At 61.7% G+C, this 13,463-nt stretch carries 14 protein-coding genes; 12 read left to right on the forward strand and 2 right to left on the reverse strand.

All coding sequences use genetic code 11. From position 1 onward, the window contains the following. The first annotated feature begins 12 nt into the window (after positions 1 to 12). The 5 genes from M0808_RS04735 (at position 13) to M0808_RS04755 (ending at position 4,374) form a co-directional block, all read left to right on the forward strand. Positions 13 to 891: an acyl-CoA dehydrogenase family protein gene (locus M0808_RS04735; protein ID WP_247840109.1), complete on the forward strand. Its 879-nt coding sequence runs from the start codon at positions 13 to 15 to the stop codon at positions 889 to 891. A 149-nt stretch (positions 892 to 1,040) separates the two neighbouring features. Beyond that, the gene (locus M0808_RS04740; protein WP_247840111.1) at positions 1,041 to 2,120 is read left to right on the forward strand and encodes a serine hydrolase; all 1,080 of its coding nucleotides are present in this window, start codon (positions 1,041 to 1,043) and stop codon (positions 2,118 to 2,120) included. Beyond that, positions 2,117 to 2,434, forward strand: a complete 318-nt coding sequence (locus M0808_RS04745) for an amidase (RefSeq protein ID WP_225137814.1) — start codon at positions 2,117 to 2,119, stop codon at positions 2,432 to 2,434. The genes M0808_RS04740 and M0808_RS04745 overlap by 4 nt, the downstream gene beginning before the upstream one ends. 190 nt (positions 2,435 to 2,624) lie before the next feature. Next, positions 2,625 to 3,215: a YceI family protein gene (locus tag M0808_RS04750; protein ID WP_096797056.1), complete on the forward strand. Its 591-nt coding sequence runs from the start codon at positions 2,625 to 2,627 to the stop codon at positions 3,213 to 3,215. Between the two features lies 1 nt (position 3,216). Continuing rightward, positions 3,217 to 4,374, forward strand: a complete 1,158-nt coding sequence (locus M0808_RS04755; RefSeq protein ID WP_115988050.1) for a phosphatidylserine/phosphatidylglycerophosphate/cardiolipin synthase family protein — start codon at positions 3,217 to 3,219, stop codon at positions 4,372 to 4,374. A gap of 153 nt (positions 4,375 to 4,527) precedes the next feature. On the opposite strand, the gene bglX is transcribed toward M0808_RS04755, so the two are convergent. Beyond that, complete coding sequence (bglX, locus tag M0808_RS04760) at positions 4,528 to 6,819, reverse strand: beta-glucosidase BglX (RefSeq protein ID WP_098967613.1); 2,292 nt, start codon at positions 6,817 to 6,819, stop codon at positions 4,528 to 4,530. 258 nt (positions 6,820 to 7,077) lie between these two features. Between bglX and M0808_RS04765 the strand changes: the two genes are divergently transcribed. The 4 genes from M0808_RS04765 to M0808_RS04780 all read left to right on the forward strand — a co-directional run bounded on the left by M0808_RS04765 (position 7,078) and on the right by M0808_RS04780 (position 10,613). Continuing rightward, entirely contained in the window at positions 7,078 to 7,686 is a 609-nt protein-coding gene (locus M0808_RS04765; RefSeq protein ID WP_007963199.1) for a LemA family protein, read from the forward strand. Positions 7,687 to 7,699: 13 nt separating this feature from the next. After that, complete coding sequence (locus M0808_RS04770; protein ID WP_247840113.1) at positions 7,700 to 8,458, forward strand: TPM domain-containing protein; 759 nt, start codon at positions 7,700 to 7,702, stop codon at positions 8,456 to 8,458. Positions 8,459 to 8,491: 33 nt separating this feature from the next. Next, positions 8,492 to 9,109: a hypothetical protein gene (locus M0808_RS04775; protein WP_095138499.1), complete on the forward strand. Its 618-nt coding sequence runs from the start codon at positions 8,492 to 8,494 to the stop codon at positions 9,107 to 9,109. A 280-nt stretch (positions 9,110 to 9,389) separates the two neighbouring features. Then, the gene (locus M0808_RS04780) at positions 9,390 to 10,613 is read left to right on the forward strand and encodes an SAM-dependent methyltransferase (RefSeq protein ID WP_098967616.1); all 1,224 of its coding nucleotides are present in this window, start codon (positions 9,390 to 9,392) and stop codon (positions 10,611 to 10,613) included. Between the two features lie 59 nt (positions 10,614 to 10,672). On the opposite strand, the gene M0808_RS04785 is transcribed toward M0808_RS04780, so the two are convergent. After that, a complete protein-coding gene (locus tag M0808_RS04785) occupies positions 10,673 to 11,578 on the reverse strand; it encodes a DMT family transporter (protein ID WP_247840114.1) in 906 nt (301 codons plus the stop codon). Positions 11,579 to 11,904: 326 nt separating this feature from the next. Between M0808_RS04785 and M0808_RS04790 the strand changes: the two genes are divergently transcribed. The 3 genes from M0808_RS04790 to M0808_RS04800 all read left to right on the forward strand — a co-directional run bounded on the left by M0808_RS04790 (position 11,905) and on the right by M0808_RS04800 (position 13,342). Beyond that, positions 11,905 to 12,486, forward strand: a complete 582-nt coding sequence (locus M0808_RS04790) for a DJ-1/PfpI family protein (RefSeq protein WP_095138502.1) — start codon at positions 11,905 to 11,907, stop codon at positions 12,484 to 12,486. Positions 12,487 to 12,499: 13 nt separating this feature from the next. Beyond that, positions 12,500 to 12,805 carry a ribbon-helix-helix domain-containing protein gene (locus tag M0808_RS04795; RefSeq protein ID WP_098967621.1) on the forward strand — a complete coding sequence of 102 codons (306 nt, stop codon included), beginning with the start codon at positions 12,500 to 12,502 and terminating at the stop codon, positions 12,803 to 12,805. 192 nt (positions 12,806 to 12,997) lie between these two features. Further along, entirely contained in the window at positions 12,998 to 13,342 is a 345-nt protein-coding gene (locus M0808_RS04800) for a YegP family protein (protein WP_247840116.1), read from the forward strand. Positions 13,343 to 13,463 lie beyond the last annotated feature (121 nt).

Consider the following 13,463-nt stretch of genomic DNA (forward strand, 5'->3'; position numbering starts at 1 on the left):
AAGGAGCCTCTTATGCCTTGGCCCAGCCTGCTCGAAAACCATGAACGCCTGCCCGCCGTGACTGATCTGGCGGAAGGTTTCGCCACCTTGTTGCAGCAAGTGGGCAACGTGACACCGTTCGAACTGGCGGTGGCCGGAGGGCGTCGGATGGCGACGCCGGGGCTGGCATTTCTGGTGGGGTATCAGGCGGCGTTGCGCATGCTCTGGCCGAGCGCGCCGCCGAGTCTTGGCGCGTTGTGTGCGACCGAACAGCGCAGCCTGCGCCCGGCGGACATGCAGACGCGCCTGACGGATTTGCGCCTCAACGGGCGAAAGGATTTCGTCACCGCCGGGGACGCCGCGGACTGGCTGCTCGTCGCCGCGCGCAGTGAAGAACCCGGCGAAACGCCGCGCCTGAGTCTGGCGGTGGTCTATCCCGGCGAGCCCGGCGTGCGCGTGGAAAAACTCCCGGCGCTGCCGCTGATGCCGGACATCAGTCACGGTCGGCTGCATCTGGACGGCGCGTTGTGCGAATTGCTCGCGGGCGATGGCTGGGACGCTTATGTGAAGCCGTTTCGTAGCCTGGAAGATGTCTATGTGCTGAGCGCGATGACCGCGTGGCTGTACGGTGTCGGTCAGGACAGCGGCTGGTCGCAGCCGCTGCTGTTGCGCTTGCTGGCGCTGTTGGCCGGGTGCGCGGAAGCGAGTCGCCAGGCACCGAACAACCCGGCCGGGCATGTGCTGTTGGGCGGTTTGTTTGCGCAGTTTGATGCGCTGAAGGGCGAGATCGATCAGGCGTTGCGCGCGGGTAATCCGGAGTGGGCGCAGATGTGGCAGCGTGATCAGGGGGTGATGCAGTTGGCGGCCGGTGCGCGGGCCAAACGCTTGGCCAAGGCTTTGGCGGTGGGCTGACTGGCCTCTTCGCGAGCAAGCCCGCTCCCACCCTTGGAAAGCGTTTCAAATGTGGGAGCGGGCTTGCTCGCGAAGGCGGTGGCAAAAACACCACACATCTGTCATGTGGCAAGACTACCCTCAGCAGGTTCTCCCCAAGAGCCCTCACCATGTGCAAAAGCCTGTCCCTGTTTCTGCTGCTGATCAGCTTCACGGTCCAGGCCGAGCAATGGCCAGATGAACAATGGCCGATTGGCGCAAAAATCAGCGGTGCAGCGGTCGAGGCATTAGAGACCTACGCCTTCCCACCCCGCGACGACGCCGGCCGCCAGGGCATCCGCACGGACGCTCTGCTGATCATCCGCGACGGCCAGTTGATCTACGAACGCTACGCCGGCCCGACCCGTGCCGAGACCCCGCACCTGACCTGGTCGATCAGCAAAAGCCTGATGGCCACGGTACTCGGCGTGGCGTATGGCGAAGGCCTGTTCAAACTGGATGATCCGGTTTCGAGGTTTTATCCGGCGCTGGAAAAACATCTGGCGATCACCGTGGCGGATCTGCTGCACTGGGCTTCCGGGCTGGACTGGCAGGAAGACTACGAATATGCGCCGCTGAAATCCTCGGTGGTGGCGATGCTCTACACCCGTGGGCACCGCGACATGCCAGCGTTTACTGCCGATCACGATGCCTACGCGCCACCGGGGCAGACGTTCCGTTACTCCAGTGGCGACAGCAATCTGCTGGCGGCGGGGCTGAAGAACATGGTGGGCCCGCAGCGTTATCCCGACTATCCATGGACCGCGTTGTTCGAGCCGCTGGGCATCCGCCACGCCGTGTGGGAAACCGATGCCGGCGGTACGTTTGTCGCGTCCTCTTATGCCTATCTCACGGCGCGGGATCTGGCGCGGGTCGGTCTGCTGATGGCTCGCGACGGACGTTGGCACGACCGGCAATTGCTGCCCAAGGATTGGGTCGCTTTCAACCGCACTGCCTTTGCCGGCTACAAGGCGCATCAGGACGAAGCGGTGCCCGGTGGTCAGTGGTGGCTCAATCGCCCGGCGGATGGCGCCGCCGCGCCGTGGCCCGACGCGCCGCCCGACACCTTCGCCGCCCTCGGCCACTGGGGCCAGGCGCTGTATGTGATCCCCAGCGAGAAACTGGTGATCGTGCGTTACGCCGATGACCGCGACGGCAGCTATCGCCACAACGAGCTGCTCAAACGCGTGCTCAAGGCGGTGCAGCTATGAAACTGTTGAAGCGGGTGTTGCTGCTGGCGCTGATCGTGCTGCTCGGCTGGATCTGGCTCGAACGGGAAAACCTCTGGGCGTTCCCCGACATCATCAGCGCCTACACGGCCAAGGAATATTGTTCGTGTCGTTACGTGATGAACAACGATGCCGAATACTGCCGGGGTTATGTGAAACAGTGGCTGCCAACCAGCGAATTCAGCGATGACAGCGCGAGCAAAACCATCACCGTCAGCGGCATGGGCCGCAGCAACCGCGCGCAGTGGCTGAGCGAACGGCAGGGCTGCCGCCTCAATCCTCAAGTCAATAGATAACCCTGTGGGAGCGGGCTTGCTCGCGAATGCGGTGTGCCATTCAGCATTTGTGTTGACTGATTCACCGCCTTCGCGAGCAAGCCCGCTCCCACAGGAGGTTTCACCAATCGATAGATTTGCGGCGATCAGTTTGCAATAACGGCGTGGGCGGTTAAGGTTCGTGCAGGTTTATCGCCCCCACGAGTATTCAATGTTCAACCGCTCCCTCTATACAGCCTTCGCCAGTCTGCTGCTGACTGCCGCCGCGCTGCCGGCGCAGGCCAACTGGTATCTGGATGGCGAGTCGTCGCGGCTGTCGTTCGTCAGCACGAAAAACGCCCACATTTCTGAAGTGCAGCGCTTTCTGGTGCTGCACGGCAAGGTCGATCCGGATGGCCGCGCTGAAGTCGAAGTCGAGCTGGATTCGATCAACAGCGGCATCCCGCTGCGCGACGAGCGCATGCGCAAGGAGCTGTTCCAGATCGAGCAATTCCCCGAAGCGACCATCAGCACCCGGATCGACCTGCGCCCGATCAACGATCTGGCCCCCGGTGCGCAGCTGGAATTGCGTCTGCCGCTGACCGTCAACCTGCACGGCAAGCAACATGAATACCCGGCAGAGTTGCTGGCCACCCGTCTCGATGACCGACGTTTTCAGGTGGTGACCCTGGAGCCGTTGGTGATCAACGCCGAGGATTTCGATCTGGCGCCGGGGCTGGAAACCCTGCGCAACCTGGCCGGCTTATCGGCCATCAGTCTGTCGGTGCCGGTGGGTGCGGTGCTGATTTTCACGGCGCGCTGACATGCGCGGCGCGGTGTTTCCATGGCGTGACGGCAACCGGTTCGAACTGTTGATTGACGGCCCGCAATTCTTCCCGCGCATGCTGGTGGAAATTGCCCGCGCCGAGGAGCAGGTCGAACTGGAGTTGTATCTGGTGGAGGCGGGCGCTTGTGCCGAGGCCGTGGTTCAGGCGCTGGTCCAGGCCGCCGAGCGCGGCGTGCGGGTACGCTGCCTGTTCGATGACTACGGCAGCCTCGCGTTTACCCTGCACCTGCGTCAGCGCCTGACCAAGGCCGGGGTCGAACTGCGTTTCTACAATCGCCTGAACTGGCGGCGCTGGGTCGGCAACTTCTATCGCGATCACCGCAAACTGCTGCTGGTCGATCAGCGTCTGGCGGTGGTCGGTGGCACCGGTGTCACCGATGAGTTCTGGACGCCGGGGCAGGACAGCAGCGAATGGCACGAGGTGATGGTGGAAATCAGCGGCCCGCTGGTGCTCGACTGGCAAGTGCTGTTCGACCGCCAATGGATCGCCAACCGCCATCGCCGGGCCTGGAAACCGTCGGCGCATGTCGGCCTGCCACGCTTGCCCAAGGTCCCGGACATGGGCGAGGGCATGGGCCGTGTGGCCTATGCCGATGCCCGTCAGCATCGCGACATTCTGCAGTCGCTGTTTCGTGCACTGAACAGCGGGCAGAAGCGCATCTGGATGGCCACCCCGTATTTCCTGCCGACCTGGAAAATCCGCCGCTCGCTGCGCAAGGCTGCTGCTCGCGGTGTCGACGTCCGGTTACTGCTGACCGGGCCGCGCACCGATCACCCGTCGGTGCGTTACGCCGGCCATCGCTACTACCCGCGCCTGCTCAAGGCCGGGGTGCAGATCTTCGAATACCAGCCGTGCTTCCTGCACCTGAAAATGGTCTTGGTGGACGAGTGGGTGAGTATCGGATCGTGCAACTTCGATCACTGGAACCTGCGCTTCAATCTGGAGGCGAATCTGGAGGCACTGGACCCGTCGTTGACGGCAGCGGTGGTGCAGAGTTTCGAGAAGGATTTCGGTCTGAGCCAGCAGGTCAGTCTGGAGGAGTGGCAGCGCCGGCCGTTGTGGCGGCGAGTGAAGCAGCGGATCTGGGGTTGGGTGGATCGGCTGGTGGTCAATATTCTCGACAGACGCGGTTAACGCCAATTCCGAACCCAATGGATTCCAATGTGGGAGGGGGCTTGCTCCCGAAGGCGGCATGTCATTCAGCATTAATTTAGCTGATACACCGCATTCGGGAGCAAGCCCCCTCCCACAAAGGCCCCTCTCACACGGGCATTGGTTACTGAATAATTACAGCAACTCAAAACTCTGCTGCGTCACATCCTGCGAATCCAGGCCGATCTGCACGTTGAACTTGCCAGGCTCGGCCGCGTACTTGAGCTGGGCGTTGTAGAACTTCAGGTCATCCTCGGTGATGGTGAAGTGCACGACTTTCTGTTCGCCGGCCTTGAGCATGACTTTCTGGAAGTTCTTCAGTTCTTTCACCGGGCGGATCATCGAACCGGCGACGTCCTGGATATACAGCTGCACCACGGTTTCGCCGTCACGTTTGCCGGTATTTTTCAGGGTGACACTGGCATCGAGCTTGCCGGTCTTGTTCAGCGTGGTTGACGACAACGCCATGTCGCTCAGCGTGAACTGGGTGTAGCTCAGGCCGTAACCGAACGGGAACAGCGGACCGGTGGTGTCATCGAAATACTGCGAGGTGTAGTTGCCCGGCTTGCCCGGCGTGAACGGCCGGCCAATGCTCAGGTGGTTGTAGTAGGTCGGGATCTGGCCCACCGAACGCGGGAAGGTCACCGGCAATTTGCCCGACGGGTTGTAGTCGCCGAACAGCACGTCGGCGATCGCGTTACCGCCCTCGGTGCCGCTGAACCAGGTTTCCAGAATCGCATCAGCCGACTGGTTCTCTTCGAGAATGGTCAGCGGACGGCCGTTCATCAACACCAGTACCAGCGGTTTGCCGGTGGCTTTCAGGGCACGGATCAGCTCGCGCTGATTTTCCGGGATGTTCAGGTCGGTGCGGCTGGAGGATTCGTGGGACATGCCACGGGACTCGCCCACAGCGGCGACGATCACGTCAGCGTCCTTGGCTGCTTTCACCGCTTCGTCGATCAACACGTTGGCCGGACGCGGGTCATCGACCACTTCCGGGGCGTCGAAATTGAGGAAGTTCAGGTAGTCCAGGACCTTCTTGTCGCTGGTGATGTTCGCGCCACGGGCGTAGATCAGGTTGGCCTTGTCGCCAATCACCGAGCTCATGCCGTCGAATAGCGTCACCGATTGCGCCGGCTTACCGGCCGCCGCCCAACTGCCCATCATGTCGATCGGCGCCTTGGCCAATGGACCGACCAGCATGACTTTCGCGTCTTTCTTCAGCGGCAGGGTTTCGTTCTGGTTCTTCAGCAGCACCAGGCTGCGGCGTGCCACGTCACGGGCTTCGGCGCGGTGCAGGCGGCTCTCGGCGTAAGTGTCAGCCGGATCATCCTCGGCCTTGCCGATGCGCAGGTACGGGTCCTTGAACAGGCCCATGTCGTACTTGGCGGCGAGCACTTCGCGCACGGCGTTGTCGATGTCTTTCTGTTCGATCTCGCCGGACTTGAGCAGCCCCGGCAGCTCTTTGCCGTACAGGGTGTCGTTCATGCTCATGTCGATGCCGGCCTTGATCGCCAGCTTCGCCGCTTCACGACCGTCGGCGGCCACGCCGTGCTTGATCAGCTCGAAGATCGCCCCGTGGTCGCTGACGGCCAGGCCCTTGAAGCCCCAGTCCTTGCGCAGCAGGTCGTTCATCAGCCAGGTATTGGCGGTGGCCGGGATGCCGTTGATCGAGTTCAACGCCACCATCACCCCGCCGGCACCGGCGTCGATCGCCGCGCGGTACGGTGGCAGATAGTCCTGGTACATCTTCACCGGGCTCATGTCGACGACGTTGTAGTCGCGCCCGCCCTCGACCGCGCCATACAGGGCGAAGTGCTTGACGCTGGCCATGATGCTGTCGGCTGCGCTCGGCGTGTCGCCCTGATAGGCCTTGACCATCACTTTGGCAATGCGCGAGGTCAGGTAGGTGTCTTCACCGAACCCTTCGGAGCTGCGGCCCCAGCGCGGATCGCGGGAGATGTCGACCATCGGCGCGAAGGTGATGTCGAGGCTGTCGGCCGCGGCTTCCTTGGCGGCAACGCGCCCGGACTGACCGATGGCGTCCATGTCCCAGCTCGATGCCAGGGCCAGCGGAATCGGGAAAATCGTACGGTGACCGTGGATCACGTCGTACGCAAAAAACATCGGAATCTTCAGGCGACTGCGCATCGCCGCGTCCTGCATCGGACGGTTTTCCGGGCGGGTGATCGAGTTGAACGTACCGCCAATGTTGCCGGCGGCGATCTCTTTGCGGATCAACTCACGGGGCATTTCCGGGCCGATGCTGATCAGGCGCAACTGGCCGATCTTTTCATCGAGGGTCATTTGTTTCATCAGATTGCTGATGAACGCGTCCTTGTTTTCCAGGGGTACCGGGGTCGTGGCGGCCAATACTTGATGACTGGCCAGGCTGACGAACAGGCCCAGCAAACACAGCTTCTTCATGAATATTTTTCTCAAGGGCCCAAGCGGCAATGCAATGCCGGCCAGCCAAAAGTTAGGGAGCGACTATTGTTGTTCGGGTGCAGGCTCAAAATGACCGAGCCAAAAACGCCCGCCGACACTCGGCAGCGTTTGCGCAGGGCCTCTTTTTAGCCCATCGGCCCGTTGCAATCCAGTGGCGCGGCCGATTATGCCCCAACCGCTGATGCAGAAGGTTTCACGGTCGGTTTTTTATGAAATACGCCAGGGAGCATTACTTTGATGAATGTCAGTCCAACCTACCGCTCGCGTCTGCAGGTCGCCACGCTGCTGGTGCTTGCCACGTTGTTGACCGCGTGCGGCATCAACAATATCCCGACCCTCGACGAACAGGCCAAGGCGGCCTGGGGCCAGGTCCAGAACCAGTACCAGCGCCGTGCCGACCTGATCCCCAACCTGGTGGAGACCGTCAGAGGCTACGCCAAGCATGAGGAGGCGACCCTGACCGCCGTGGTCGAGGCGCGGGCCAAGGCGACGTCGATCCAGGTCGATGCCAGCACCCTCGACAATCCGGAAAAACTCAAGCAGTTCCAGCAGGCTCAGGATCAGTTGAGTGGCGCGCTCAGCCGTTTGATGGTGGTCTCCGAGCGTTATCCGGACCTGAAGGCCAACCAGAATTTCCTTGCCCTGCAATCGCAGCTCGAAGGCACGGAAAACCGGATTGCCGTGGCGCGGCGCGATTTCATTCTGGCGGTGCAGAAATACAACACCGAGATCCGCACGTTTCCCGGGCGCCTCTGGCACAGCGTGATGTACAGCGACCTGCCGATTCGCGAAACCTTCGAAGCCACCACCCCCGGTGCGGAAAAGGCCCCGGAAGTGAAGTTCTGATTCGAGGTTGCCCATGCGTGTGTTGAAGATAGGCCTGGTGCTGATGCTCTGGCTGTTCGCCGTCAGCGCCCGGGCCGAGTTGACGTTCCCGGCGCTGAGCGGGCGGGTGGTGGACGAGGCGCAGATGCTCGAGCCGTCGGTGCGCGCCCAGTTGAGCCAGCAATTGCAGGCTCACGAGCAGGCCACCGGCGAGCAACTGGTGGTGGTCACGGTGCCTGATCTGCAGGGCACCACCATCGAGGATTACGGCGTGCAACTGGGCCGGCACTGGGGCATCGGCCAGAAGGACAAGAACAACGGCGCGCTGCTGATCGTTGCCCGGGACGAGCGCAAACTGCGCATCGAAGTCGGTTACGGTCTGGAGGATCGGCTGACCGATGCGCAGAGTTCGGTGATCATTCATCAAGTGATCACCCCGGCGTTCAAGGCCGGCAATTTCAGCAAGGGCATCAGCGACGGCGTGGCGGCGATGCTGGTGGTGCTCGGCGGCAATCCTCTGGACGAACCATCGACGGTGTACGAGTCGAGCGGCGATCCGCAGAGCGATTTTGTCTCGCGTCATCCGCTGTTGTTCGTTTTTCTGGTGGTGTTGTTCATCCTGACCGTGTTTGTCTGCCAGATGCTCGGTATCCTTCCCGCCGGCCGTGGCGGCTCCGGAGGCGGGGGCGGTTTCGGCGGTGGTGGATTTGGCGGTGGCGGTGGCGGTGGAGGCGGGGGCTTCAGCGGCGGCGGGGGCAGTTTCGGCGGCGGCGGTTCGTCCGGCGGCTGGTGAACACACAACAATAATGATCAGGCACTTTTCGACATGGCATTACTGACTGAACACGAACAACGCAAAGTCGCCGAGGCGATTGCCCGGGTCGAGCGCGACACCGACGCCGAACTGGTCACCGTGCTGGCGGCCCGCGCCGATGACTACGCGTACATTCCGCTGCTGTGGGCCAGTCTGCTGGCGCTGCTGGTGCCGGGCATCGTCCATTACCTGACTGGCTGGCTGACCATGCACAGCCTGTTGCTGGTGCAATGGGGGCTGTTCATCGTCCTGTGCCTGCTGTTTCGCCTGCCGAAGATCACCACCCATCTGATCCCGCGCCGCGTGCGCCACTGGCGGGCATCGAATCTGGCGCGGCGACAGTTCCTCGAACAGAACCTGCACCACACCGTCGGCAGCACCGGGATGCTGATCTTTGTCTGCGAGGCCGAGCGCTACGTGGAGATTCTGGTGGACGAGGGGATTTCCCGGCGGCTGGACAACAAGAGCTGGGACGCGATCGTCGCCGCGTTCACCGAGCAGGTGCGGCAGGGGCGCACGCTCGAGGGATTTGTCACCTGCATCGAGGCCTGTGGGGAACTGCTCAAGGTGCACGTGCCGGTGACGCAGGTGAGGAATGAATTGCCCAATCGGTTGGTGGTGCTGGCCTAGAAGCCCCTCACCCCAGCCCTCTCCCGGAGGGAGAGGGAGCCGACCTAGATGTCTTGCGCTCGACATCGGCCTTAGAAACCGAGTCGATTATGGATTCAAAGGCACTCTTTCAAGTCGGTGAACCTCTTCAATATCCCCCAATCAGTCCCCTCTCCCTCCGGGAGAGGGTTAGGGTGAGGGCGCTTTTAAAGCCGTTGGGTAAATAAGAACGTGTCCCCAACCCCCATCCCCCCTAAAATACTCGCCATTCCCGTTTCGCCCCGCCCGAGGCCGCTTGTTCATGTCCGTTACCGCCCCATCCGCGCCGTCTGCCAAACCCGCGCCCGATCATCACGCCCAGTTCATCGAGCTGCTGCAAACCAGCCTCGAACACAACGGCTTCATCAAACTGGTGCTGGCCAAGTACGTGGGTGAAGAGGCGGATCTGCAGCGGATCATCATCAAAGCGGTGACGGTCAAGGCGCAGCCACACCTGTCGTTTGTCTATCGCTACAAGACCCGCGACATCACCAAGAATCTGCCGCTGAGCGAAGGCGTGGCGGTGATTGCCGAGCTGTTGCCGGCCGCGTTCAAGAATGCGCATTTGCTGACCGTGACCGACGAAGCCCAGCTCGAATACAGCAAAAAGGGCAAGAGTTCACTGTTCAAGAGCAAACCTCAGCAATTGCGTGAAGCGCCGTCCGCCGAGCACAACCGTGAGAAAAACCGTTTTCTGGACTTGAGCCGACCGTTCCTCAAGGATCTGGGCGTGACCAACGCGCAGCATGAGCTGATCCCGGCGATGTCGCGCAAGTGGAAGCAGATCAACAAGTTCATCGAAGTCTTCAGCCACGCGCTGACCTCGTCACCGCTGGCGCTGGACAAACCGGTGCGGGTGGCGGACTTCGGTTCGGGCAAGGGCTATCTGACGTTCGCCATCCACGATTACCTGCGCAACACGCTCAAGGCCGAAGGCGAAGTCACCGGCGTCGAGCTGCGCGAAGAGATGGTCAACCTGTGCAACGCCGCCGCGGCCAAGTTGGAGCACCCGGGGCTGGTGTTCAAGTGCGGTGACGTGCGCAGCGTGGCGCCGAGCGAACTGGACGTGATGATCGCCCTGCATGCCTGCGACATCGCCACCGACTACGCGATTCACACCGGCATCCGCTCGGGCGCGTCGATCATCATGTGCTCGCCGTGCTGCCACAAACAGATCCGCCTGCAGATCCAGAGTCCGGCGCTGCTCAAGCCGATGCTGCAATACGGTCTGCACCTGGGCCAACAGGCGGAAATGGTCACCGACAGCCTGCGTGCACTGTTCCTCGAAGCCTGCGGTTACGAGACCAAAGTGTTCGAATTCATCTCGCTGGAACACACCAACAAGAACAAGATGATTCTCGCGGTGAAACGCGCCGAGCCGGTGGACCCGGCTCAGTTGCTGGTGAAGATTGCCGAGTTGAAGGCGTTCTACAACATCAGCGAGCACTGTCTGGAAACGCTGCTGCGTTCGGATGGCTACCTCTGATCCTGTGGGAGCGGGCTTGCTCGCGAAAGCGGACTGACAGTCAACGATGATGTCGACTGTTACGGCCCCTTCGCGAGCAAGCTCGCTCCCACATTTGATTTTACTGCGGTCTTGCGCCCTAGCATCACAGTGGCAATCACCCCGCAGGCAAACACCCAGGTAATCGGCTCGACATGTTCACCAAAGAACAGCGCCGAAAACGCTATGGTGAAGAAGATCTGCAGCAACTGGATCTGACTGACCCGCGCGATCCCGCCCATCGCCAACCCGGCGTACCAGGCGAAGAAACCAAGAAACTGCGAAAACAGCGCCACATAGCCGAACGCCCACCATGTCCTGGCCGATACCGCACCGTGATGCTGCAGCGCCAGATACAACACCGGGCCGATCAGCAGCGGCGTCGACAGCACCAGCGCCCAGCAGATCACCTGCCAGCCGCCCATCTCCTTGGCCAGCCGACCACCCTCGGCATAGCCCAGACCGCCGACGGCAATCGCCCCGAGCATCAACAAGTCACCGGCCTGAATGCTCCCGGCTCCGGTGTACAACGCGTAGCCGAGCACCAGCGCACTGCCCAGTGCGGCGCAGGCCCAGAAGGCTTTCGACGGCCGCTCGTGGGACAGCCACGCCGCATACAGCGCCACGCACAGCGGCTGCAACCCGTTGACCAGCGCGCCGTGGGACGCCGGCAAGGTCTGCATGGCCCACGCCGACAGCACCGGGAAGCCAAGAATCACCCCGGCGATCACCAGGCTCAGGCCTTTGATCTGCTGCCAGCTCGGCCACTTCTCGCGTCGCCATAACAACAACGCTGCCGCGGGAATCGCCGCGAACAGCGCGCGGCCGAGGCCGTTGAGCAGCGGATGCAGTTCCTGCACCACGATCCGGGTGAAGGGCAGGGTCAGGCTGAAAATCACAACCCCGAGCAGGCCGAGGGCCATGCCGGTGTTTTCGCGCGAGGACATGATGGGGAACCAGAATAGAGGGTGGCAGGGGATTGCCTTAATCAAGCCATAAACCGGGGCGCTCGGGCTGGTACAGCCAGGCACAGAGTTATCCATACAGTTGGATCCCCTGTGGCGAGGGAGCTTGCTCCCGCTGGGCTGCGAAGCGGCCCCCGCTTTTTTCAGGAAAACTGTGCAAACAGGTTTTGCGCCTGCTGCGCAGTCGAGCGGGAGCAAGCTCCCTCGCCACAAAGGCGGGGAGGCGTAGTAGCCGGTTGTTACCCGGCCCAACCGATAAGGTCTACCTTGAATACTCCTGCAAGCCCATTCCCAGAGGAGTCCTCCCCATGGCCGCGAAAAAAATCCTGATGCTGGTCGGCGATTACGTCGAAGACTACGAAGTGATGGTGCCGTTCCAGGCCTTGCAAATGGTCGGTCACACCGTGCACGCCGTGTGCCCGGACAAGGCTGCGGGCAAGACCGTGCGCACCGCGATCCATGACTTCGAAGGCGACCAGACTTACAGCGAGAAACCGGGTCACCTGTTTGCCCTCAACTTTGATTTCGCCAAGGTCGCCGAGGCCGATTACGACGCGCTGCTGATCCCCGGGGGACGAGCGCCGGAATATCTGCGCCTGAACGAAAAAGTTCTGGAGCTGGTGCGCGCCTTCGACAAGGCTGGCAAACCGATTGCCGCTGTGTGCCACGGCGCGCAGTTGCTCGCGGCGGCGGGTGTTCTGGAAGGTCGCGAATGCAGCGCCTATCCGGCCTGTGCGCCGGAAGTACGCCTGGCCGGTGGCACGTTCATCGATATCCCGGTGACCGACGGCCACGTTCAAGGCAATCTGGCGACTGCGCCAGCGTGGCCGGCGCATCCGAACTGGCTGGCCGGTTTCCTCGGCCTGCTCGGCACCAAGATCACCCTGTAACGAGGATCCGCCGATGTGCGAGCTCTACGTCAAGGCCGACCCGATTCTCTACGAATCCCGCTCGCGCTCGCTGCGCATCTGCGGCGTGGTGACGACGCTGCGCCTGGAAAACCAGTTCTGGGACATCCTCAGCGAAATCGCCGAAGTCGATGGCATGACCACCAATCAACTGATCGCCAAACTGTATGAAGAGGTGATGGATTATCGCGGCGAGGTGGTGAATTTTGCCTCGTTCCTGCGGGTGAGTTGTACACGCTATCTGAGTCAGCGGCGGGTGACGGAGCCGCAGTTGTCGGTGGTGCGGGCGGGGGTGAAATAGCCCCGACCGAGTTGACCCCATCGCGGGCAAGCCCGCTCCCACAGGTTTCTCTGGTGCTCACAAGTTTTGTGGCCGCTGAAGAACCCTGTGGGAGCGAGCTTGCTCGCGAAGAGGCCATTACAGGCGACAGAAATCTTGGGCTGGTCTTTACTCATTGGCGCAAAACCTTTCAACCGCCAAGGAGAAACGAGCATGTCCGGATGGTACGAAGTGAGCAAAAGCAGCAACGGCCAGTTCAGGTTTGTGCTGAAGGCCGCCAACGCCGAAACCATTCTCACCAGCGAGCTCTACACCACCCGCGCGGCAGTCGACAACCGCATTGCTTCGGTGCAGAGCAACAGCCCGCTGGATGAACGCTACGAGAAGAAATCGACGAAGGATGGCCACCCATACTTCAACCTCAAGGCCGCCAACCATCAGATCATCGGCAGCAGCGAGTCGTACTCCACGGACGCCGCGTGCGCCAAAGGCATCGCCAGCGTCAAGGCCAACGGGCCGAGCAAAGTGATCAAGGACAAGACGTTGCCGGTGCTTTGAAATAACTCCACGACTCAGTCGCCAAAACAATGGCGACTGAATTCTGGCTATGTGCCACTACATCGCTTATCCTTCGCGACCAATCCATGGAAGGGGCGGCGTTCAATACTCTTTCGTGTGT

This window comes from Pseudomonas sp. MWU12-3103b, assembly GCF_023100615.1.
GTDB lineage: Bacteria > Pseudomonadota > Gammaproteobacteria > Pseudomonadales > Pseudomonadaceae > Aquipseudomonas > Aquipseudomonas putida_A.